Genomic DNA, 22,665 nt, shown 5'->3' on the forward strand with positions numbered 1-22,665 from the left:
CAAACCATACCCCTGCAAAAGGATGATCTAACATGAGAAAGCCTCGTATTGGCATGATAGGCTTAGGAAACATAGCGCAAAAAGCATATTTACCAATCCTAACCAAAGAAACAGATTGGACATTGGTAGGAGCTTTTTCACCAAGTAAAGAAAAGCGAAAAATAATATGCAATCAATATCGCATCCAAGACTTTCATAGTTTAGAAAACCTATCTCAAGCATGTGATGCTATTTTTGTACATAGTTCTACAAGTTCACACTATGAAGTTGTTTCTTCGCTTCTAACCAAAGGATTAGATGTTTATGTAGATAAACCACTTGCAGCAACTATACACGAAGCTGAGAAATTAGTTGAGTTAAGTGAAAAAGCTGGAAGAAAACTGATGGTTGGATTTAATCGGCGTTTTGCACCGTTGTATGTACGTGTAAAAGAACAGGCTCATAACATTGCATCTGTTCGTTTTGAAAAACATAGAACTGATAGTTTAGGACCATATTCCTATGAATTTAGAATGTTAGATGATTATTTGCATCTAGTTGATACAATCAGATGGTTGGCAGATGGTGATTTAAATGTATTACATGGAACAATCCATAAAAGTTTAGAAGAATACCTTGTATATGCTGGGCATATTTATCAGTCCAATCAAGGAACTCTTTTCTTTACTGAAATGCATCGAAAAGCAGGTACGAACCTTGAAAAGCTTGAATTGCTAACAGAGGGAGCTATTTTAAGGGTTAAGAATATGAATACGTTAGAAATCGAATCGAATAATACGACCGTTACCTCTGTTTCTCCTTCCTGGGATACAACACTAAAACAACGAGGCTTTGAAGACGCGATACAACATTTTATAGGCTGTATTCAAAATGACCAAAAACCACTTGTTGATGGACTAGAAGGTTTAAAATCTCAACGATTAGTTGAACAGTTAATAAAAAAACAACTAGATAAGTAAAAAATAAGGATTTGATTTTTAGAGTATAAAAATCAAATCCTTATTTTTCGCCTGTAAACAAATATGACTCTTCAGTTACAAACGATACTGATTAAGCCGATAGAAGAAGTCTGTAATAAAACTATAAAACAGTTGCTCTGATGGTGGAAGTTTTCGTTTTTTTGGGATAATGATACCGACGGTACGTGTTATTTCTGGTTCAGCAATGGGCATTTTTACAGCTCCGCGCGGGATGCTATCGGTTAGTGTGACTTCGGGTAGGAGAGTGACAGCGAGCCCTGAAGCAACTAATCCTTTAATGGCATCGATATCTTCCCCTTCGAAAGCAATTTTGGGTTTAAAACCCATCTGTTTACAAGCATTGGTAACTAATTCTTCGAGTACGAATCCTTTTGGGAAGACAACAAAGGGTTCATCTTTTAGTTGATTTAAAGTGATTTGTGGTTGTTTTACCAGATCATGATTGGCTGGTAATAAGGAAACAATCTTGTCTAAGAAAAAAATATGTCCTTGAACTTCTTCATTTTTTAAAGGAACAGGTGCAATAAAAGCCAAGTCAATTTCACCATTAATTACTGCATCAATCAGAAAAAGATAAGAACCTTGTCGGAGTTGAAAGCGAACAGCCGGATATTTTGTTCGAAATTCGGAAATGACAGAAGGTAACACATGAGAGGCTAAGCTACTAGGAAATCCAAGTCGGATAATACCTCTTTGAGGATCTAAAAATTCTTCGATTTTTTGTTTAGCTTTTTCAATTTCTCGTAGTGCTAGTTCTGAATGATCTAAAAAAACTTTCCCCATGGATGTCAAACGAACATTACGTCCTTCACGTGCAAATAACTGAACACCCAGTTCCGCTTCTAGATTAGCAATTTGTCGACTGACAGCTGATTGGGCAACATGGAGTGAATGGGCAGCTTCTGTTACATGCTCACGTTTAGCTACCTCAATAAAATATTGAATTTGTCTAAGTTCCATTTTATTTCTCCTCTAATCTATCTATATTAAAATGAGATTATTTTAATCAATTATATATATTGTTTGTATTAATGATTAACTATAAAATAACAATAAATGTAAGGTCAAGACAAATCGAAAAATAATTAGATAAGGAAGATTCATACTAAATGATTGATCTTCACAAAGGGGTGAAGTATATTGACAGCGATAAAACAGCCAATGAAACAAGGGTTATATAATCCAACATATGAACACGATGCTTGTGGCGTTGGCTTTGTAGCAAATAAAAAAGGTAAAGCAAAACATGAGATAGTAGAGATGGGACTTCATATATTATGCCAATTAGTGCATCGTGGTGGAGAGAATGATGGAACTGGTGATGGTTCAGGAATTATGATTCAAATACCACATCGCTTCTTCCATAAAATTTGTCAAACAGAAGGGATGAATCTACCTTCACCAGGAAAATACGGAGTTGGTATGCTTTTTTTACCCCAAGATCCCATCAAGCGTAACGAATATGAAAGGAAATTAGAGCATTTTATTCAGATAGAGGGACAAAAATTATTAGGTTGGCGAACAGCTCCTATTAATAGTGGGAATATTAGTAATATTTCAAGAGAATCTCAACCAGTAATTCGGCAGGTGTTTATTGGAGCTAATCCTAATATAGAAAATCAACAAGCTTTTGAGCGGAAATTATATATCATTCGTAAACAGTTAGAAAAAGAGATTGATGATGACTTATATGTTGTCTCCTTATCAAGTCGTACACTTGTTTATAAGGGATTATTAACCCCAAGCCAGCTAAGAGATTTCTATATAGATTTCCAAGATCCTACATTTGCTTCTGCTTTCGCGATGGTTCACAACCGCTTTAGTACAAATACGTTTCCCAGTTGGAAACGAGCTCATCCCAATCGATATATACTCCATAATGGTGAAATAAACACCTTACGAGGTAATGTTAATTGGATGTTAGCTCGCGAGAAAATGTTTCAATCCGATGTATTTCAAGATGAATTAGAAAAAGTATTTCCTATATTGGATGTAGATGGAAGTGACTCCGCTATTTTGGACAATTGTTTTGAATTTTTAGCCTTATCTGGACGATCCCTTCCTCATGTAGCTATGATGATGATTCCGGAACCATGGGAGCATGATCAGCAAATGTCAGCGGGTAAAAAAGCTTTCTATGAATATCATAGTTGTTTGATGGAACCATGGGATGGTCCAACTGCAATTGCCTTTTCGGATGGCAAACAAATAGGGGCTATTCTTGATAGAAATGGTCTTCGTCCTGCTCGTTATTATATAACTTCCAATGATCTTATTATCTTTTCTTCAGAAGTAGGTGTGATCGATGTCCCAGAAGAAATGGTAATTAAAAAAGAAAGGCTTCAACCTGGACAGATGCTACTGGTCGATTTAGAAAAAGGAAGAATCATTGCAGATGATGAACTAAAAGAGCAAATCGCTCAAGAATCTCCTTACCGCTCTTGGATTGATCAAAATTTAATTGATTTGGAATCAATATCTCTCCCTCAGCCAGCACCAAAGTCTGACTTAAATAACCTTGTGCAGTTGCAAAAAGCGTTTGGCTACACCTACGAGGAAATTCATAAGCAACTGCTTCCTATGGTAACTGAAGGAAAAGATCCCATCGGATCAATGGGAAGTGATACTCCACTAGCTGTTTTATCCGATCGACCACAGCTATTATACAATTACTTTAAACAATCATTTGCTCAAGTAACAAATCCACCTATTGATGCATTACGAGAGAAATGTGTAACTTCAACCATGACGTTGTTGGGATCTGAAGGCAACTTATTAAAGCCAGCAGCTACACATTGCCGAAGAATCCGATTATCAACACCTATCATTTCGGATTTAGATTTGGTAACGCTAAGAAAAATAAATCAGCCATCCTTTAAGGCTAAAACATTTCCTATTTTATTTTCTGCTTCACAAGAAACAGAGCTTGAAACTGCTTTGGAGAAACTGTTCTCTGATGTAGATCAGGCTATTTCCGAAGAATATAATTTACTGATCTTATCGGATCGTGGGATAAGTAGAGATCAAGCTGCTATTCCGGCTCTTTTGGCGGTGAGTGGTCTTCATCACTATTTAGTTCGTCAAGGTACTCGTACAAAGGTAAGCATTCTAGTTGAATCGGGTGAGCCACGAGATGTCCATCATCTTTCACTACTAATAGGATATGGGGCGGATGCCATTAACCCATATTTAGCTTTTGCTACCATACAGGAATTGATCGAGACAAATATCTTGAACTCCTTCTCATATACCGAAGCCATCGAACGATATATCCAGACAGCCACAGAAGGAATTGTAAAAGTCATGTCGAAAATGGGGATTTCGACTATCCAAAGTTATCGTGGTGCGCAGATCTTCGAAGCTATTGGAATCGATGAAAATGTGATAGAAAAATATTTTACAAGGACATCATCACCAATCGGTGGAATTCCATTAGAAATGATCGCCAAAGAAGTACAATTACGTCATCAACTAGCTTTTGATGTGCGTAGTCATGTAGCAAAAGGATTAGAATCGGGTAGCGAACTTCAATGGCGGAGAAATGGTGAACATCATGCTTTTAATCCACATACAATCCATACATTACAACAAGCTTGTCGTCGAAATAATTATTCTTTATTTAAAAAGTTTTCTGGGATGGTAAACAATGAACAAACTATTTTTATTCGTAACTTATTTGACTTTAAGTCCGATCGACAGCCTATCCCTCTTGAAGAGGTTGAACCAGTTGAATCGATTGTTCGCCGTTTTAAAAGCGGAGCTATGTCTTATGGTTCATTAAGTAAGGAAGCACACGAAACCCTCGCAATTGCAATGAATCGATTGGGAGGTAAAAGTAACAGCGGTGAAGGCGGTGAAGACCCTATCCGCTTTGCGCCAGATGAAAATGGCGATCTCCGCCGTAGTGCCATTAAACAAGTGGCTTCGGGGAGATTTGGTGTTAATAGTCATTACTTACTTCATGCAGATGAGATTCAAATTAAAATGGCCCAAGGAGCAAAACCTGGTGAAGGAGGACAATTACCTGGAAATAAGGTGTATCCATGGATTGCTGAAGTACGTGGTTCAACAGCAGGGGTTGGCTTGATTTCTCCACCTCCTCATCATGATATCTATTCAATTGAAGATTTAGCACAACTTATTCATGATTTAAAGAATGCCAATCCGAGTGCACGGATTAGTGTAAAGCTTGTTTCTAAATTAGGAGTAGGAACCATTGCAGCAGGAGTTGCAAAAGGCTTGGCTGATGTCATTGTGATTAGTGGTCATGATGGAGGAACAGGTGCCTCACCAAGGACTAGTATTAAACATGCAGGAATGCCTTGGGAATTAGGATTAGCCGAAACACATCAGACCTTACTTCTCAATAACTTACGTGATCGAGTTGTCTTAGAAGCAGACGGAAAGATGATGACGGGGCGAGATGTTGTATTTGCTACTCTCTTTGGTGCAGAGGAATATGGATTTGCAACAGCACCATTGATTGTTCTAGGTTGTATTATGATGCGTGCGTGTCATTTAGATACTTGTCCAGTAGGAGTTGCGACACAAAATCCGGTACTTCGGAAAAAATTTATGGGTAAACCTGAGCATGTCATCAACTATATGCGGTTTATCGCTCAAGAAGTACGTGAAATAATGGCTCATCTAGGATTTAAAAGTATAGATGAAATGATCGGAAGGACAGATATATTAAAGGTTAGTGAACGTACTAAGACGCATTGGAAGACGAGATATTTGGATCTATCTTCTCTCCTTTATCAGCCTGATCTACCTAAAGAGATAGGAAAATATCATCAAAAAAAGCAAGACCATCAGTTGGAAAAATCATTCGATTACCAAAAACTCTTACCACTTTCTCAACCTGCTTTGGATAAAGGGGATAAGGTAGAAGCTACTTTAACTATTCGCAATACGGATCGTGTTGTCGGTACAATCTTGGGTAGTCAGGTCACTAAACAATATGGTACACAGGGACTACCAGAAGATACGATTCATATAAAATTCAAAGGATCTGCTGGTCAAAGCTTTGGTGCTTTTATACCCAAAGGGATGACATTAGATCTCGAAGGGGACGCCAATGATTACATTGGAAAAGGTTTATCTGGTGGAAAGATTATTGTCTCACCTTCTCACTCCTCTCCAATTGTCCCCGAGAAAAATGTGGTTATCGGCAATGTTGCCTTCTATGGAGCGACTGCAGGAGAAGCATTTATCCACGGACTAGCGGGAGAACGATTTGCTGTTCGTAATAGCGGAGTGCAGGCAGTCGTTGAGGGTGTTGGAGATCATGGTTGTGAATATATGACAGGAGGACGTGTTGTCATCCTAGGATCTGTTGGCAAAAACTTTGCTGCAGGAATGTCTGGAGGAATCGCTTATGTATTAGTAGAAGACGAAATTCAGTTTATCAAGCGGTGTAACCAAGAAATGGTTTCATTGGAAAGACTAGTAGAGAAAGATGAGATTGAGCAAGTAAGACAGTTAATTGAAAAACATGTGAAATACACATCAAGTCGGACGGGACAAACTGTATTGGAGCAATGGTCTGAGAAAGTAAAACAATTTGTCAAAGTAATTCCAAAAGACTTTAAAATAATGTGGGAATTACTTAATGACTTACGGGAAGCGGGCTATTCCAGTGAAGAAGCTGCTACTATCGCTTTTGAACAATATCAAAAGAGACAACAAAAAGCAAATGAGAAAGTAAAAGAAGCTATTTTTGCCTAAGGAGGGAGAGAGGAAATTGGGCAAACCAACTGGTTTTTTGGAATATCAACGAGAGAAAGCGAAAGAGCGAAAACCGCTTTTCCGCCTTCAGGACTGGAAGGAATATCAGCTGCCTTTAACAGAGACTAAATTAAAACAACAAGGGGCACGCTGTATGGATTGCGGAACTCCTTTCTGCCATACGGGAATCAAATTAAACGGGACGGATTCCGGATGTCCGCTATACAACCTGATCCCTGAATGGAATGATTGGGTATACCGGGGGCAGTGGAAAGAAGCATTGAAACGACTATTAAAAACAAACAACTTTCCAGAGTTTACTGGAAGAGTATGTCCTGCACCTTGTGAAGGGGCATGTACGGTAGCGATTCATGATGAAGCTGTGGCAATTAAAAGTATTGAACAAGCTATTATTGAAAAAGGATTTCTAGAAGGTTGGATTGTTCCAGAACCCCCCTATAAACGGACAGGAAAAAAAGTAGCTATTGTCGGTTCAGGACCAGCCGGTCTGGCTTGTGCAGATCAACTTAATAAAGCTGGCCACCTTGTTACCGTATATGAACGCGCAGATCGCATCGGTGGATTATTAATGTACGGAATTCCCAATATGAAGCTAGATAAAAAATTAGTAGAGAGGCGTATTCAATTACTACAGCAAGAAGGAATTATATTTATTACGAATACAGAAATAGGTCGAGATATTTCTTTAGAGCAACTAAAAAAAGAACATCATGCAGTAATCTTATGTGCAGGTGCTCAAAAACAGCGTGAGCTTCAAATTCATGGAAGAGAACTTTCGGGAATAGAGCTGGCGATGGACTACTTGACCGATTCGACGAAAGCCTTACTCGATTCCCGACAACCCAAGATTTCTGCCGAAGGCAAAAATGTCATTGTGATTGGTGGTGGAGATACAGGTGCGGACTGTGTAGCTACTGCATTACGGCAAAAATGTAAAAGTGTGGTTCAATTTGGTAAACATCCACGATTACCAGATACACGAACAAAGGATAATCCTTGGCCGGAATACCCATATGTATTTACCCTCGATTATGCTTATGAAGAAGCTGCTGCAAAGTTTGGTAAAGACCCTCGCCAATTCTGTATTGCTACCAAAAAAATGGTAGGAGATAAAAATGGTCAGGTTAAAGAGTTGCATACGATACAAATGGAAAAAATCAGCGATGTAAATGGTCATTATACATTTAAAGAAATACTTGGTACGGAAAAAGTATGGCCAGCTCAACTGGTATTAATCGCGATTGGATTTGAGGGGACAGATGAAACATTACTTAAACATTCCGGATTAGAACACACCAATCTAAAAGTAAAGGCGGAATATGGGAAGTATCAAACGAACCTAGAAGGTGTCTTTGTAGCAGGAGATATGCGAAGAGGCCAAAGTTTAATAGTCTGGGCTATCCATGAAGGAAGAGAAGCAGCGCGTGAATGTGATCGATATTTAATGGGATATACTAATTTACCTTAAGTAAATATAAACGCCAGCTTCATATATTGGATGCCGGCGTTTATATGTTTTAGATAGATAGTGCCTGCTTTTTTATTTTTTTCGGAAGAGATAAGTGATAATGAAAGAAAATATAGTACTAATCATAAGAAGGATTAACAAAAACATTAGAGACCAAAATAGTTAAAGACTTTAATTCTCTCAAATAGCAAGTATATTTATATTACTTGTGCCCTCTCTTTGTTATTATAAACTTTATAGACTAAAGTTCAGGAAAATAATCCCAGCCTTTAGTCTATAAGTTATTCTGTTAACCGTAAAAATTCATCTACATCTGCTAATGATAAGCGAACGGCACTTTGCCAGAAATCTGGCTGTGTTAAATCGACTCCTAAGTGTCGAGCTGCCAGATCTTCTACTGTCATACGTCCCGTATCACAAAGCAATTCGACATATTTGGACGCAAATGAAGCTCCTTCTTCTAATGCTCTTGCATAGATTCCCATACTAAATAAATAGCCAAAAGTATACGGGAAGTTGTAGAAAGGTACATCTGTACCGTAAAAATGCAGCTTTGAAGCCCAAAAGTAAGGATGATATTGTGAAAGTGAATGGGCAAAACCTTCTTTTTGTGCTCCTTCCATCAACTCACATAACTGTGAGATTCCAAGAGATCCTTGTTTTCTTTGTTCATAAAAGCGCTTTTCAAATAAAAAGCGAGAGTGTATATCCATAAAATAAGCGGTCGTTGCTTGGAGTTTATCATCCAGAAGGGCGATTTTTTCTTCTTTTGTTTTAGCTTGCTTAATTGATGCATCAATTACGATTAATTCAGCAAAGGTAGACGCTGTTTCAGCGACATTCATCGCATAATTTTGGACCAATGGTGGTAGGTCTTTCATGACGTAAGAGTGATAAGCATGTCCTAATTCATGTGCGAGTGTAAATAAGTTTTGGGTCGTTCCTGAGTAGGTCATAAAGATACGAGACTCTTTACTAATTGGAAAGCTTGTACAAAATCCACCTGGGTTTTTTCCTGAACGATTTTCAGCTTCGATCCAACGTTGCTCAAATGCATGTTGAGCAAATTCCGCCAAATCTGTACTAAATAGCCCAAATTGTTTCACGATAAAATCCGCTGCTTCATCATATGTAATTTGTTTAGCATTCTCAGATAAAGGAGCAGAAACATCGTACCAACTTAATTGATTAAGACCTAACAACTTTGCTTTTCGCTTAAGATATTGGGATAGATGACCTTTTCCACTTTCGACTGCGTTCCACATCGCATCTAATGTCTTTTCCTGCATCCGATTATAGGCAAGTGGTTCTTTTAATATATGATCCCATTTTCGATGCTTATATAGTTGAAGTCGATAGCCTGCTAAATGATTGATTGTTTCTACAAAAAGATGAGCTTGACTTTCCCAAGCTTCTTCCCATTTGGCAAAGACTTTCTGACGTACAGATCGATTAGGATTTACTAGTTTATTGGCAGCTTGTCCGACTGACAAATATGTAGTCTTTCCGTTTTCGTCGTAAGGAATTTTCATTCCACTTACAATAGCGTAGTACATTTGCTCCCAAGCATGATACCCATCAACACTTAAATCGCTGACCAGCTCTTCCTGACTAGGCGATAGCTTTTCAAAAGCTTGTTGTCTTTTTTCGATGAGATAAAAGGAAATCGGTTTAATTTGAGGATCCGCTAGCAACTGTTCCCAATACTTATTAGACACTTTGGTTACTTGGCTTTCTAGTGCAGTAATTACAGATTGAAAAGATGCTGATAATTGATTGGCATGGTTTCTTAACGCTTTAGCCTTTTCATCATTCATATTTTGTGCTTCTAAACAATAGATAAATGAATTAGCTTCAAACAATTGAATGTCTAATTGTTGCAATTGTTCTAAAACCCGATTCCAATCCTTTAGTGGAGGAACATCTGTGGTCGTATCCAATGCTAAGATCTGTTTTTTAAGAAGCGGAAGTTGTTTCTCTAGATTTACTAAAGTCTCTTTTAAAGTGGTTGATTCACTTTCACCTCTAAAAATTGGATCGAGATCCCATGTCTGAGCATATTTTGTCGTCATAAATTTTACTCCTTTTCTAATGAAGTCGCTCCTTTCTCTATTTTACCTTTTATTCCTCTATATTGACTAGAAAAAGAAATAGTGGAGTATAATTTGGTTAAATAGTCAACCTATTAACTAAAGATGATTATATGAATAACAAATCTCCACCATTATCTATGCATCTTTTTCTTAGTCTAATACAAGCTTCTTGGATCACTTATGAACTTACAGAAACTGAGTTCAGAAAAGGAGGGAGCACCAGAAACTCGATTAGGCTGCTAATGAAGAAGTTCTTAAAAGGTACATGCGATTCAAGTTACTTTTCTTGTGGATTGTATTTATAAGTGTAAGATGCATTTAGAAAATCATTTCGGCTCCTGGCAAAGTTCCAACTTGGCAGGAACATGATCGTTAGGCATCCAGATGGGATAGTTACTGAATAGATAGGAGGACTTTGACCTTATGAACAACATAAAAACCATTTTGAAAGATCATTATGATATAGATATTATAAACGCTTTATCACAACAAGGCGGCTGGTCTGCACTCGCATATAAAGTATTTAACAACCAACATACTTACTTCTTGAAGGCTTATGAAAAAAGTAGAGCGTCCACTCCAAAATGGACGGCTCTTATAGATAAATATGTACCTATCATGATTTGGCTTCTGCATCATAGCGATTTGAAAGGTAAAATTCCTTTACCTTTATTAACCAAGAATGGTGATTACAAATGTGAAGATGATGATAGAATTTATCTGCTTTATGAATATATTGATGGAGAGACCATTGGTGATAAAGATTTAACGAAGGAGCAAGCTTGCCAACTTTCAGAAATAATAACCGAGCTTCATTTATATGGAGAAGAAATACCGATTGAAACCGATGCTATAAAGGAAGATTTTACTGTGCCTTTTTTGCAACAACTGAGAAACTTTTTGGATGAAGAGATTACTCATTTTTCAAGTGATGTACGAGAAGTGATAAATCCTCACATAGAGCAATTGAATAATCTGATTGATACTACTGAAAAGCTGTCTAAAAGCTTAAAATATAGCAATTTAAGAATGTCCCTGTGCCATACAGATATTCATCATTGGAATCTAATGCAATGCGAACAACAACTCATGTTGATCGATTGGGAAGGATTGAAACTAGCACCTGTTGAGGCTGATATTATGTTTTTAATCGACAAGCCGTACTATGATGAATTTATGAGAATCTATCAGAAATTCCACAAAAACTTTACAATCAATACCGATGCTCTACAGTTTTATCAAGGCAGACGTAAATTAGAGGATATCTGGGAACTGATTGAACAGCTTTTATTTGATGATCAAGATGTGCAAGAAAGAGTTAAAACCATAAACTATCTAACAGGGTCACTCAAAGATATAAGGAAATGATTTTTTAGTCTGAACATTTTATTATCTATCATTTAGAGCGGAATATTTTACAATATAAATATAATAAAATATAATTGTATTAATGATGACTAATTCGGAATATTCCTTATGATCTAGGGTCGCTATGTACATTTTAGGTCGATAGGACGAATCACGGAATTACTTGAAACCCTCTGGGGGTGGATTCTTATGTATTTCAATTTAACCGATTTTATAACTAAACAGGCACTTCAAATTCCGGAACATATTGCAGTGTGTGATCAGAAAGAGCAATTTACTTATTACTCTTTTAACTATCGTGTCAATCAGACGGTTACTTGGCTACAAAGCAGAGAGGTTCAATACGGTGATCGAGTTGCATTTTTATGTGAGAATCATGTACAAGCATTGGTATTATTCATCGCGATTATTCGTCTTGGAGCCATCGCTATCCCCTTACGTACCTTTTTAAAAAGCGATGAAATAGACTATATGCTAAGTGACAGTGGTGCAAAAATTTTGTTATATGATCCCCATTTTACTAATCAAGTTAAACCACTTTATTTCCATTATGATTCCAATGTATTGGTACCTCTTGATGCACATTTTCAATCTTCAGTATCCGACCTACATGCCTTTGAGCCATCTGACTTAACTACAAAAATCACGGATCCTTTAATGATCAGTTATACATCAGGAACCACTGGCAAGCCAAAAGGAGCCATTATTACCCATCAAAATCTATGGGCAGCACTTACTTATCAAAATCTATTTTCAACCTTTTCTGACTCTCCACAACAACAAATCCGTTTACTAACATTAAAACCTCTTTCGCATATGACAGGTGTTCTTTTATGTTTATCTAGTCTTTACACAGGCTCTATGAACATTATCCGCTCCAAACTATCGCCATCCGAAGTATGGGAACTAGTAGATAAGGAATCCATTCACTTTTTTATTGCTGTCCCTTCTGAGCTACGTATACTACTACAAGATCCCACACTACCAAGTCGAAATCTTACCTCACTCCGTACCATTACAACAGGAGGAGCACCTATTCCATCTGACTTATTTACTTTGTGCCAAGAAAAAGGGATTTTATTAACACATGGATATGCCTCGACAGAGACTGGTCAGCTTAGTATTTGGCATCCTAAAATGGGCCTCGATAAAAGGCAGACTGATGGACTTATATTTTCACATGTCCGCGTAAAAATCATTGATCCAGTAACAAAACAAACACTTTCTACTGGGGAAATAGGTGAAATCATAATCAAAAGCCCCACCGTATTTGCAGGTTACTGGAATAGCCCAAGCCTTACAGAAAGTAGTTTCCTCCAAGGTTGGTATCGAACCGGTGACTTTGGCAAGCTGGACTCTGAAGGCTTCGTGACTATCATGGGTAGACTTAAGGATATGATCATTCGTGATGGGGTTAATATCTATCCAGCCGAAGTGGAAAGTGTAGTCCAAGAGTTAGATGAGGTACAAGATGTTGCTGTCGTCGGATGCACAGATTTAATAGAAGGTGAAATTCCTTGGATTATAGTAGTAAAAAAAGAAAATTCAAAACTAACTGAGGAGCAAATCCTCAACTATGCTCGTTCCAAACTTGCTGATCATAAATGTGGAAATCACGTTCGCTTTGTTAATACCTTGCCATATAACGAAATAGGTAAGGTAATGAAACATAAGCTTAAACAGCAATTAGGATTAAATTAAAAAACATACTAATTTACGGATGATAAAATTTAAAAAGCTGACACCTCTTTAGTGTAAGAGATGTCAGCTTTTTATTATTTAAGTTTTTCTGAGTGAAAAAGAAAAGGTTTGCTAAGAAAACTATTTATGAATCTCTTCCTAAAATAATATCTAAATAGTACTGAAATCTTTGCGCAAGGCGGCGTATCAACTTTAATCCAATAATCCATAAAACAAAGACATACCAAGCACTATGACCTAATAAGAAAGCCAAAGCTACCATGAGAGGCTGTTCTGATATAAATATACTCAGCATAGATACCTCCTACATGACTAAAAGCTACATAATAAGTAAAGTACAGGGAGTAGACTTATGCATGATTGTCTTGTAGTGCATTCTTCATTCTATTTAGTCCTTCTTCTAATAAAGCTCGTGGACAAGCAATGTTCATTCTCGTAAATCCTTCTCCTTCTTGACCAAATATATATCCCTCATGAAATGCAACTTTAGCTTTCTCTAGCATCAATTTTTCAAAGCTTTTTGCATCTATTCCTAACTCACGGAAATCCAACCAAACAAGGTAAGTAGCTTCTGGCTTCACTACTTTGATTTTCGGGATATGCTGATTCAAATAGGATGTTAGAAAGTAGCAGTTTTCCTCTATATATTTCATACATTGGTCTAGCCATGCTTCACCAAACTGATAGGCTTTTTCTGTTGCTATTACACCAAACGTATTGGTAAAATCTAAAAAATGATCTTCCAGTATTTTCTTAAACTGTTCCCGTAACTCAGGATTTGGAATAATCATATTAGCAGTTTGTAGTCCGGCTAAATTAAAACTTTTGCTAGGGCTTGTGCATACAATCGTATGCTGTGCAATTTCATGAGATAGAGATGCATAAGGAGTATGATTAAAGTCTTTATAAATAAGATCATGATGAATCTCATCTGCAATGACTAATACATTTCGTTCTAAACACATTTCACCTAATTTTGTAAGCTCTTCTTTTGTCCAAACACGACCAACTGGATTATGTGGATTACAAAGAATAAAAATTTTTACTCCACTATCTAATTTTTCTCGTAGATCATCAAAATCAATCGAATACTTCCCATTCTCATATCGGAGTGGGTTATTTATTACTTTTCTTCCACTTTTCGTGATAGCCTGTGCAAATGGATAATAAACAGGTGGCTGAATTAATATTTTATCATCTAAATTTGAGAAAGAACGAATTATAAAACTAATTGCAGGCATAACCCCAGGACTATAGCAGATCCACTCCTTTTTTATATGCCAATGATGTCTTCTAGACATCCAATTAATAATAGCATCATAATAGGAATCGGATCTGATGGTATACCCAAATACTCCATGTTCAGCTCTCTCTTTAAAGGCATTTATTACAGGTAGCGGAGATCTAAAATCCATATCTGCCACCCACATGGGAAGAATCTCTGGATTGCCAAAAAGATTTTCCACCGCGTCCCATTTTTCTGAAGCACTATGATATCTTTCGATTTTTTCATCAAAGTTGTATTGCATGATATCCTCCTTTTAAGCGTACCACTCAGTAATTACATAGAGATTTTTTGTTCTATAGAATTCTTTTGATTTATAGTATTATTCGAACTAGAGAAAATCAAGAATTTTCTCACTAAGGGTAAAGGTATCTTCAACGAAAATCAAAACGATGTAAAATGGTACAATTTGTTTTTAAATAGATAATTTTAGACAGTTCTCTATAATGGTGATCAATGCTTATTTAAGATCTTTCGTATTTACATTGTGAAATAAATAGATTTTAAGGTAGTCTTGAAGATCATTATTTTAAGTTCCAAAAACGATTGAATAAAGATTATTTCTTGAAATGGTAATAGTCATTTAGAAATATTAAACATAAGAGACATAAATAAAGAATCATAATATTCCTTGTATGGTATATTTGTATGGAAAGGAGAAAGATATATGGGTGTAAAGAGTGCACTTGATGAGCACAACTGGCTTACGCATGGTTGAACTCTTACGAGATGGACCGCACAGTGTCGGAAATCACAAATCACTTGGTATACGCCAACCACAAGCTTCCCAAACACCTCCGAGTGCTTAGTGATAAGGGACTCGTCGAGGTGCGTGCGATCACCAATCGGAGAATCTACAAGCTACGGACCGAACCATAAGAAGTAACCTTGTCAAAGACAAGATACCAAAGAAATAAAAAAACACAGAGGAGAGATTTTTATGAATAAAGTAATTTCGAAAGACGGAACTACCATTGCGTTCGACCAATCAGGAGAAGGGCAAGTAGTCATTATGGTAGCTGGTGCACTAGGTACCCGATCCCATCCACAATGGGTCAAGCTGGCAGCGCTCTTAGCTAAACACTTTACCGTCATTAGCTATGACCGCAGAGGACGGGGTGATAGTGGAGATACCCAGCCCTATACGGTGCAGCGCGAGATTGAAGATATCGAAGCTCTAATCGATAGAGTGGGCGGAACTGCATATGTATACGGTATATCCTCTGGTGCTATCCTTGCTCTTGAGGCTGCCGACAAGCTTTCAAATAAAATCAAAAAACTAGCGTTGTATGAGCCACCGCTTATTCTGGATAGCAGCCGTCCTCCTCTGCCTAAAAATTATGTAGAACAAATCAATGACGCGATCGCTTCAGGTGACCGCAGAAAAGCAGTCGAGATCTTCATGACGCAAGCACTTCTCCTTCCTGTAGAGTACCTTGCTCCAATGCAGGCCGAGCCAATGTGGAAAGATTTAGAAGAGGTGGCACACACACTAGCTTATGACGGCACTATCTCAAAAGAAGTGATGGCAGGCAAGCCGTTACCGTCTAATAAGTGGACATCGATAACCTCCACAACGCTCGTAATAAGCGGTGAGAACAGCGAGCCTTTTTTCCACAACGCTGCAAAAGCGATCACGGGTAACCTTCTCAATGCAGAATATTGTGTCCTAGACGGCCAGCACCACGACGTCTCTCCCGAATCTATCACCCCTGTATTAGTCGAGTTCTTCAAGGGATAAGGCTGTATAGAAACTATGTAGCAACGACAACAAAAAAGGTTAATGGAGAAAAACAGCCTACTTCTGGAGCTCGATAAGTTTAAAAAATAATACAATGAGTTTTACATAACCTATCTTTTTTGAATATTACAACGGAAATGGACTGCGAACGCTAACTACCCAAGAATACCATCGGCTTCAGCCGTGGGAGTGTCAATTAAGTAGATAAGACTCTTAAAAAATGGATTTCTAATGTACAGGAAATCGATTTTTTAATAAAAATGACTTGGGCTGTGTTGGAGAACCCAAATTCCATACTTTCTTTCATGTAAAATAGAGGTTTAATAAATAAGAAAAAGAATCCCATAACAAGTATTTCTTTGGGATTCTTTTTTATCGTAATTACTGTCTTTTATCCCACGGTTTTTGTGTGGAGTGGTCAATTAATAGCTATTTACTGTTTTTATCGTAGTGTTGCTAAATCCACTTTGGGTACTAATCCTTCTTCTGCGGCTCTACTTAGCAAAGCATCGATCGCTGCATAACCTTCTACACCTAAACTCGCCGTAAACTGGTTTACATATAGATCAATATGAGCTTGTGCTACTTGGGGGTCCATCTCTTGGGCGTGTTGTAAGACATACTTTCGTGATGCTTCGGGATGTGCCCAAGCGTATTCAACCGAGGCTCGAGTCCAACTGGCAATGCGATCTATATCGAGGGAACGACGGGCAATGATAGCTCCTAGTGGAATGGGTAAAGCAGTTTCATTCTCCCACCATTCTCCTAAATCAGCTAATAGAGTTAATCCATAGGTAGGATAGGTAAACCGGGCTTCATGGATCACTAATCCAGCATCAATGTGTCCATCACGTACTGCTGGCATGATTTCATGGAAAGGCAAGATGAGGATCTTGCCAACCCCTCCGGGTACATTTTGTGCCATCCATAACCGGAACAATAGGTAAGCTGTTGATCTCTCACTAGGTACTGCGACTCGCTTACCAGATAGAACGGAAGGGTCGTTAGATGAATTTTTTGTTAGTACTAAAGGACCACACCCCCTACCTAGTGCACCTCCACAAGGTAGTAATGCATACTCAGATAGCACCCAAGGTAAAGCCGCAAATGAAACTTTAAGTATTTCCGGACCATTGGATTGAGTTGCTAAATAGTTTGTAATATCAATATCAGCGTAAGTAACATCTAGCTTAGGTGCATCTGATATTAAACCATGTACCCAAGCATGAAACACAAAAGTATCATTAGGACAAGGAGAAAAAGCAATTCTCATTTAAATACCTCCCTTAGTACAGAGCTGGCTGCTTCTAATGCTTCAAGTGCTTTATCGATACGCCATGCTGCCCGATTTCGTGGACCAACAGGGTTAGAGATTGTACGAATTTCTAAGAAAGGAATTTGATAGTGTTGAGCGGCTGATGCGATACCAAATCCTTCCATAGCTTCTGCTACTGCTCCTTGTACTCGTGAAGCTAAGGCTGTAGCGGTAGCAGCTGTACCTGTCACAGTCGATAAGGTAAGAATTGAACCCGTTGCAACAGGGAGACCAGCAGCCTGCAATGCTTCCGCTACTTGACGTACCTTGTTTTGGTCAAGGTGAATAGTGCTAGAACCAAAACCTAACTCGTCTAAACTAAGAAATCCTTCAGGGGTCTGTGCCCCTAAATCAGCAGCAACGACCTTATCTGCTACTACAACGGATCCCACTTCCGCCTGATCCATAAAACCTCCAGCAATACCTGCGTTAATTACTAAATCATACTGACTTGTATGTAAGACAGATACCGTACTAATTGCTGCTGCAACTGAGCCAACACCCGCCACCATGACATCAAATTGATCCTCATTACAAAGCCCACGTAATACAGCTTCCTTCTCAGCTTGAACGGATGTCATCACGAGTATACGCATTCCCTTATATGTATCTAGGTCAGAACCCATAATATAATCTCCCTTTATGTTTTTAAACTAATATTTTTATATAAACTGGCATAATATTAGTGTATCGAAATACATTCTTCCTGTCTATTTAGGATAGTGGATTGTTAAAGAAGGAAGGGGGGATTAATTTAAAAATTTCTTAAGCTACCCCTTTATAGGTGTACCATCACAGTAAATACGCGAAAGGCTTAACAGAGTACTAGATCTAAATTTTGTTATATGATAATTTATTTTTATACAGCAAATTTAGATTGACAAAATATATTCTCAATAGATTGGATGATAGCATGAATTCAAGGATTGAAAAGCTATATACATATATGGAAGAGAATGCACTTGATGCCCTATTAATTACGCTTCCAAAACATATTTATTACCTTACTGGCTTCCTAACAGAGCCACATGAACGGTTTATGGGCTTAATTTTGACTAGAGGAGAAGAGCCATTCCTTTTGGTTCCCATGCTAGATGCAGAAAAAGCACAACAGGTCTCGACTGTTCAGAAAATTTACACCCATACTGATACTGAAAATGCTTATGAAGTATTAAAAGGACATCTTCCATCAACAATTTCACGTCTTGGTTTAGAAAAGAGTCATCTTACAGTAAAAATATATGAAGCAATACTTACGACCATTAAAACAGAAGAAGTTGTTGATATTGAGGAGCCTTTACAGAAAATGCGCCTAATTAAAAGCTCTGAGGAAATAACAACGATCAAACGTGCTATTGCTATTATGGAAGACTCTCTCCGTCTAACTTTGACAAAAATAATCCCAGGGATCACTGAGTTAGATATTGTTGCTGAACTGGAATTTCAAATGAAAAAGCTTGGTGCCGAAGGGCCTTCGTTTTCCACGATGGTTTTAGCAGGTCAAAATGCTGCTTTACCTCATGGTGTGCCAGGAAAAAGAAAGGTTCAAATCGGTGAAGTATTATTAATCGATGCTGGGGTTTTCGTCGATGGCTATGTTTCTGATCTGACCAGAACTTTTGCGATAGGCGAATTGAATGATACCTTACTCGATATATATGATACTGTATTGAAAGCCAATCTAAGTGGTATTGAAGCAGTACGTCCTGGTGCTGCCATTCGAAGTGTAGATCAAGCAGCCCGTACAGTGATTGAAAACAAAGGATATGGTGAGTTTTTTATGACTCGTGTAGGCCATGGTATCGGTTTAGAAATTCATGAATTCCCGTCTCTTCATGGCCAAGCAATAGGAGAGCTTCAAGAAGGAATGACTTTTACCATTGAACCCGGGATCTACAACTCAAGCGTCGGTGGAGTTCGTATCGAGGATAATGTTTTGGTCACAAAAGATGGTGCTGAGGTCTTAACATCTTTCCCTAAAGAATTAATGACCATTGGAGTATAAAAAAATACAGTTTAACTAGTAGTTTATCCGTTCATTTCGGAAACATTAGGCTAATCTATTTTTCTGAGATGAACGTCGTGAATAAATTGCGGAATATTGGGTACAATAATAATATTAGATTATATTTTTATTAGGTATTTTTGTCATATTTTTGTATTATTTATCCTCTGATTCATAAACAGAATATAAGTTTTCTTCCTCTTTATTTATTTCTCTTATCAAGTATATTCATTTCTCCCATTTGCCGCTTTTTTTTACTCCATTTTATTAAATGTTTGATTTTATTTCTCTATTTTCTGTATAGTGTAATGAGGGAAATATCACGACACTTATATTATACTTTTATTTAATAATATTTCTGAATGGGTAATTATTTAAAAGATAGATTGTTAGTATGACTCCAAATATATGGAGAAAAAAGATCGGGCTAGATTGAGCAGAAAGGTAGGTTTTCATGAAACTTGGAAGAAAGAAAGGTCCCTTATATTTACAAATCAAAGAGATTTTAAAAGAACGGATTTTAAATGGTATCTATCCAAAACATACAAATATCCCACCAGAACAAGAGTTAGAAGTAGAGTTTGGTGTAAGTAAAATTACGATTCGTAATGCAGTTGAACAATTAGTGAATGAAGGATATGTGGAGAAACGAAGTGGTGTAGGAACCACTGTACTAGACAATAGCCCAGTATCCAAATTATCTAAAGGACAAAACTTCTCCGAGTTCCTCGTATCACAAGGACATCAGATTACTAAGAAACAAGCAATGATTACCATAGAAGATGTGACTTCGCACCCCGTTTTAGCATCTCATTATGGTGAAAAATGTTTTCGAATCTCACGACTCTATTACTTAGATAACCAACCTTATATTTATTATCTACACTATATACCACTTACATTGTCATTGCCACTAGAGGCAGAAGTATATCAATCATCACTCTATGATTTGCTCTATCAAAAAGGAGTTACATTTCAACGCTTTAAGGATGAATTTTCAGTCGTTATTCCTAGTCAAGATGTTTGGGAACAATTACAAATTGAGCAACAGCCACTGTTACAGCGTACACGATTTGCTTATGATAATGATGATCAATTAATTGAGTATTCCGTTGGCTATTACAATACAAACATTCATAAGTATGTTGTAAACTTCGAAGTATAATTGAAAGGATAAGAGGTATTTTGGTACATCAGAATGCCTCTTATTTTATAGGATTAAGAGTAAATAGTATCTCTGGTATCATTATTCACTCTATTATGTATTTTCTTTTTATATTATAACATTATAATGTTATATTGATTTAGATAAATGTCCATGCTATGATGAATCTAAATACAACAGATTATTAAAAGGAGGAGAAAAAATATGAATAATTTTATGAACACTTTAGAGAGTAAAATTCTTCCTGTTGCAAACAAAATTGGTTCTCAACGACACTTACTCGCAATTCGTCATGGAATTTTGGCAACGCTTCCACTTACAATTATTGGTTCCTTTTTCGTCATTTTGCTTAATTTCCCTGTTGAAGGATATGATCAGTGGATTGCCCCATATCGTCAAGCTTTAGACATCCCTTTCCGATTTACTGTAGGTGCAATGGCCTTATATGCTTCATTTGGAGTTGGTTATGCACTGGCAGGACATTATAAGCTAGATCAACTTAGTGCTGGTTTCTTATCTGTACTCTCTTTCTTCATTACTTGCGTTATCCCCGTACAAGTAGCAGAGCCTGTCAAAGGGGTTATAGATGCGGGACGTTGGTTATCTATTAGTAGTTTAAGTGCACAGTCACTATTTGGTGCTATTGTGACCGCTTTAATTTCAGTAGAAATCTTCCGCTTTTTTATCAAAAGGGATATTCGTATTAAATTGCCAGAAAGTGTTCCACCTATGGTGGCTAACTCTTTTACTGCTTTAGTACCAACCCTTGTTGTCATTCTATTATTCTGGGGAATTCGTCATGGATTAGGATTTGACATTAACTCGGTAATTACTAATTTAGTTTCACCACTAAAAGATTTATTGGTCGGTAATAGTTTAATCGGCGGGATGCTAACGGTCTTCTTAATTGTATTTTTTTGGACACTCGGTATTCATGGCCCTGCTATTCTAGGCCCTATTATTCGACCTATGTGGGATTCAGCTATTCTTGAAAATATGGAGGTATTTGCTGAAACTGGAAAGGCAGCTCAATTACCAAATCTATTTACCGAACAGTTTATTCAATGGTTTGTATGGATCGGAGGTGCAGGCTCTACCCTTGCGCTTGTTGTACTATTCTTATTCTCAAAGGCAAAATACTTAAAAGAGTTAGGAAAGCTTTCGATTGTGCCAGGTATCTTTAACATTAATGAACCCATTATCTTCGGTGCACCTATTGTCATGAATCCTATTCTTATGATTCCGTTTATCTTGGCTCCACTTTGTAATGTCATTGTGGCATATACCTTTTTCAAACTAGGATTCATTCCGATGATTATGGCTAAACTACCTTTCACAGTACCAGCACCACTTGCAGCAGTGATAAGCACCGATTGGACGATCATGGCAGGGGTACTAGTTATCTTAAACTTTATCATATCTCTTTGCATCTACTTCCCATTTTTCAAGATGTTTGAAAGACAACATTTACGTGATGAGAGTGTGGAATCTAATTCATAGAGGGGGATAAATATGTTTGAGTTGATTTGTACATGTCTCTCTTTTATCATTGCCAATGTTCTTTTCAATCGCACCCACTTTTGTAGGAAGTTAACCACATGGAAGTCATTATTGGTATCCATCTTAGTTATTAGTGCTTCTATCTTTTTATTTCAATGGGTAGGATCAACTCACTACTTAATCATTATCATTCCGACTGTCTTTTGTTCTGTACTTGTGTTTACACGCTACCACGAGTATCTAGTTGCAGTACAAGAAAAATTTCAAGCAAAATACCAGAAAGAAGGATAATT

At 37.4% G+C, this 22,665-nt stretch carries 16 protein-coding genes; 10 read left to right on the forward strand and 6 right to left on the reverse strand.

The genetic code is table 11. The annotated features are described in order from the left end of the window. Positions 1-32: 32 nt before the first annotated feature. Positions 33-959 carry a Gfo/Idh/MocA family protein gene (locus tag DL897_RS10545; RefSeq protein WP_113659114.1) on the forward strand — a complete coding sequence of 309 codons (927 nt, stop codon included), beginning with the start codon at positions 33-35 and terminating at the stop codon, positions 957-959. A gap of 75 nt (positions 960-1,034) precedes the next feature. Here DL897_RS10545 and gltC read toward each other — a convergent pair whose 3' ends face one another. After that, on the reverse strand, positions 1,035-1,940 hold the full coding sequence (gltC, locus tag DL897_RS10550; RefSeq protein ID WP_113659115.1) for a glutamate biosynthesis transcriptional regulator GltC: 906 nt from the start codon (positions 1,938-1,940) through the stop codon (positions 1,035-1,037). Between the two features lie 201 nt (positions 1,941-2,141). Between gltC and gltB the strand changes: the two genes are divergently transcribed. Beyond that, on the forward strand, positions 2,142-6,710 hold the full coding sequence (gltB, locus tag DL897_RS10555; RefSeq protein WP_113659285.1) for a glutamate synthase large subunit: 4,569 nt from the start codon (positions 2,142-2,144) through the stop codon (positions 6,708-6,710). A 16-nt stretch (positions 6,711-6,726) separates the two neighbouring features. Continuing rightward, positions 6,727-8,199 carry a glutamate synthase subunit beta gene (locus DL897_RS10560; RefSeq protein ID WP_113659116.1) on the forward strand — a complete coding sequence of 491 codons (1,473 nt, stop codon included), beginning with the start codon at positions 6,727-6,729 and terminating at the stop codon, positions 8,197-8,199. A 281-nt stretch (positions 8,200-8,480) separates the two neighbouring features. Here DL897_RS10560 and DL897_RS10565 read toward each other — a convergent pair whose 3' ends face one another. After that, on the reverse strand, positions 8,481-10,271 hold the full coding sequence (locus tag DL897_RS10565) for a M3 family oligoendopeptidase (RefSeq protein WP_113659117.1): 1,791 nt from the start codon (positions 10,269-10,271) through the stop codon (positions 8,481-8,483). Between the two features lie 444 nt (positions 10,272-10,715). On the opposite strand from DL897_RS10565, the gene DL897_RS10570 reads away from it, so the two are divergent. Then, the gene (locus DL897_RS10570) at positions 10,716-11,660 is read left to right on the forward strand and encodes an aminoglycoside phosphotransferase family protein (RefSeq protein ID WP_113659118.1); all 945 of its coding nucleotides are present in this window, start codon (positions 10,716-10,718) and stop codon (positions 11,658-11,660) included. A 189-nt stretch (positions 11,661-11,849) separates the two neighbouring features. Further along, positions 11,850-13,361: a class I adenylate-forming enzyme family protein gene (locus tag DL897_RS10575; protein WP_113659119.1), complete on the forward strand. Its 1,512-nt coding sequence runs from the start codon at positions 11,850-11,852 to the stop codon at positions 13,359-13,361. A 124-nt stretch (positions 13,362-13,485) separates the two neighbouring features. On the opposite strand, the gene DL897_RS18270 is transcribed toward DL897_RS10575, so the two are convergent. Then, a complete protein-coding gene (locus DL897_RS18270; RefSeq protein WP_168188760.1) occupies positions 13,486-13,656 on the reverse strand; it encodes a hypothetical protein in 171 nt (56 codons plus the stop codon). Positions 13,657-13,711: 55 nt separating this feature from the next. Beyond that, positions 13,712-14,890, reverse strand: coding sequence for a MalY/PatB family protein (locus DL897_RS10580; protein WP_113659120.1), 1,179 nt, complete (start codon positions 14,888-14,890; stop codon positions 13,712-13,714). 696 nt (positions 14,891-15,586) lie between these two features. Here DL897_RS10580 and DL897_RS10590 point away from each other — a divergent pair. After that, a complete protein-coding gene (locus DL897_RS10590) occupies positions 15,587-16,387 on the forward strand; it encodes an alpha/beta fold hydrolase (protein ID WP_113659121.1) in 801 nt (266 codons plus the stop codon). A 442-nt stretch (positions 16,388-16,829) separates the two neighbouring features. Here the strand turns inward: DL897_RS10590 and DL897_RS10595 are convergent, their stop codons facing one another. Together DL897_RS10595 and DL897_RS10600 are read right to left on the reverse strand one after the other, a co-directional pair. Beyond that, positions 16,830-17,660, reverse strand: coding sequence for a 1,4-dihydroxy-6-naphtoate synthase (locus tag DL897_RS10595; protein ID WP_113659122.1), 831 nt, complete (start codon positions 17,658-17,660; stop codon positions 16,830-16,832). Then, positions 17,657-18,328, reverse strand: a complete 672-nt coding sequence (locus DL897_RS10600; RefSeq protein ID WP_113659123.1) for a futalosine hydrolase — start codon at positions 18,326-18,328, stop codon at positions 17,657-17,659. Before DL897_RS10600 ends, DL897_RS10595 begins: the two co-directional genes overlap by 4 nt. A 287-nt stretch (positions 18,329-18,615) precedes the next feature. Here DL897_RS10600 and DL897_RS10605 point away from each other — a divergent pair, with 287 nt between their 5' ends. The 4 genes from DL897_RS10605 (at position 18,616) to DL897_RS10620 (ending at position 22,663) form a co-directional block, all read left to right on the forward strand. Next, complete coding sequence (locus tag DL897_RS10605; protein WP_113659124.1) at positions 18,616-19,707, forward strand: M24 family metallopeptidase; 1,092 nt, start codon at positions 18,616-18,618, stop codon at positions 19,705-19,707. A 454-nt stretch (positions 19,708-20,161) separates the two neighbouring features. Then, positions 20,162-20,872, forward strand: coding sequence for a GntR family transcriptional regulator (locus DL897_RS10610; RefSeq protein WP_113659125.1), 711 nt, complete (start codon positions 20,162-20,164; stop codon positions 20,870-20,872). Positions 20,873-21,076: 204 nt separating this feature from the next. Then, positions 21,077-22,372: a PTS sugar transporter subunit IIC gene (locus DL897_RS10615; protein ID WP_113659126.1), complete on the forward strand. Its 1,296-nt coding sequence runs from the start codon at positions 21,077-21,079 to the stop codon at positions 22,370-22,372. Between the two features lie 12 nt (positions 22,373-22,384). After that, a complete protein-coding gene (locus DL897_RS10620; protein WP_113659127.1) occupies positions 22,385-22,663 on the forward strand; it encodes a hypothetical protein in 279 nt (92 codons plus the stop codon). Positions 22,664-22,665 lie beyond the last annotated feature (2 nt).

Origin of the sequence: Thermoflavimicrobium daqui (genome assembly GCF_003313465.1) — a bacterium.
GTDB classification, from domain to species: Bacteria; Bacillota; Bacilli; order Thermoactinomycetales; family Thermoactinomycetaceae; genus Thermoflavimicrobium; species Thermoflavimicrobium daqui.

Coding starts and splice junctions, on each gene's coding strand:
- DL897_RS10545 (WP_113659114.1), top strand. CDS start 33: ATGAGAAAGCCTCGTATTGGCATGATAGGCTTAGGAAACATAGCGCAA.
- gltC (WP_113659115.1), bottom strand. CDS start 1,940: ATGGAACTTAGACAAATTCAATATTTTATTGAGGTAGCTAAACGTGAG.
- gltB (WP_113659285.1), top strand. CDS start 2,142: ATGAAACAAGGGTTATATAATCCAACATATGAACACGATGCTTGTGGC.
- DL897_RS10565 (WP_113659117.1), bottom strand. CDS start 10,271: ATGACGACAAAATATGCTCAGACATGGGATCTCGATCCAATTTTTAGA.
- DL897_RS10570 (WP_113659118.1), top strand. CDS start 10,716: ATGAACAACATAAAAACCATTTTGAAAGATCATTATGATATAGATATT.
- DL897_RS10575 (WP_113659119.1), top strand. CDS start 11,850: ATGTATTTCAATTTAACCGATTTTATAACTAAACAGGCACTTCAAATT.
- DL897_RS18270 (WP_168188760.1), bottom strand. CDS start 13,656: ATGCTGAGTATATTTATATCAGAACAGCCTCTCATGGTAGCTTTGGCT.
- DL897_RS10580 (WP_113659120.1), bottom strand. CDS start 14,890: ATGCAATACAACTTTGATGAAAAAATCGAAAGATATCATAGTGCTTCA.
- DL897_RS10590 (WP_113659121.1), top strand. CDS start 15,587: ATGAATAAAGTAATTTCGAAAGACGGAACTACCATTGCGTTCGACCAA.
- DL897_RS10595 (WP_113659122.1), bottom strand. CDS start 17,660: ATGAGAATTGCTTTTTCTCCTTGTCCTAATGATACTTTTGTGTTTCAT.
- DL897_RS10600 (WP_113659123.1), bottom strand. CDS start 18,328: ATGGGTTCTGACCTAGATACATATAAGGGAATGCGTATACTCGTGATG.
- DL897_RS10605 (WP_113659124.1), top strand. CDS start 18,616: ATGAATTCAAGGATTGAAAAGCTATATACATATATGGAAGAGAATGCA.
- DL897_RS10610 (WP_113659125.1), top strand. CDS start 20,162: ATGAAACTTGGAAGAAAGAAAGGTCCCTTATATTTACAAATCAAAGAG.
- DL897_RS10615 (WP_113659126.1), top strand. CDS start 21,077: ATGAATAATTTTATGAACACTTTAGAGAGTAAAATTCTTCCTGTTGCA.
- DL897_RS10620 (WP_113659127.1), top strand. CDS start 22,385: ATGTTTGAGTTGATTTGTACATGTCTCTCTTTTATCATTGCCAATGTT.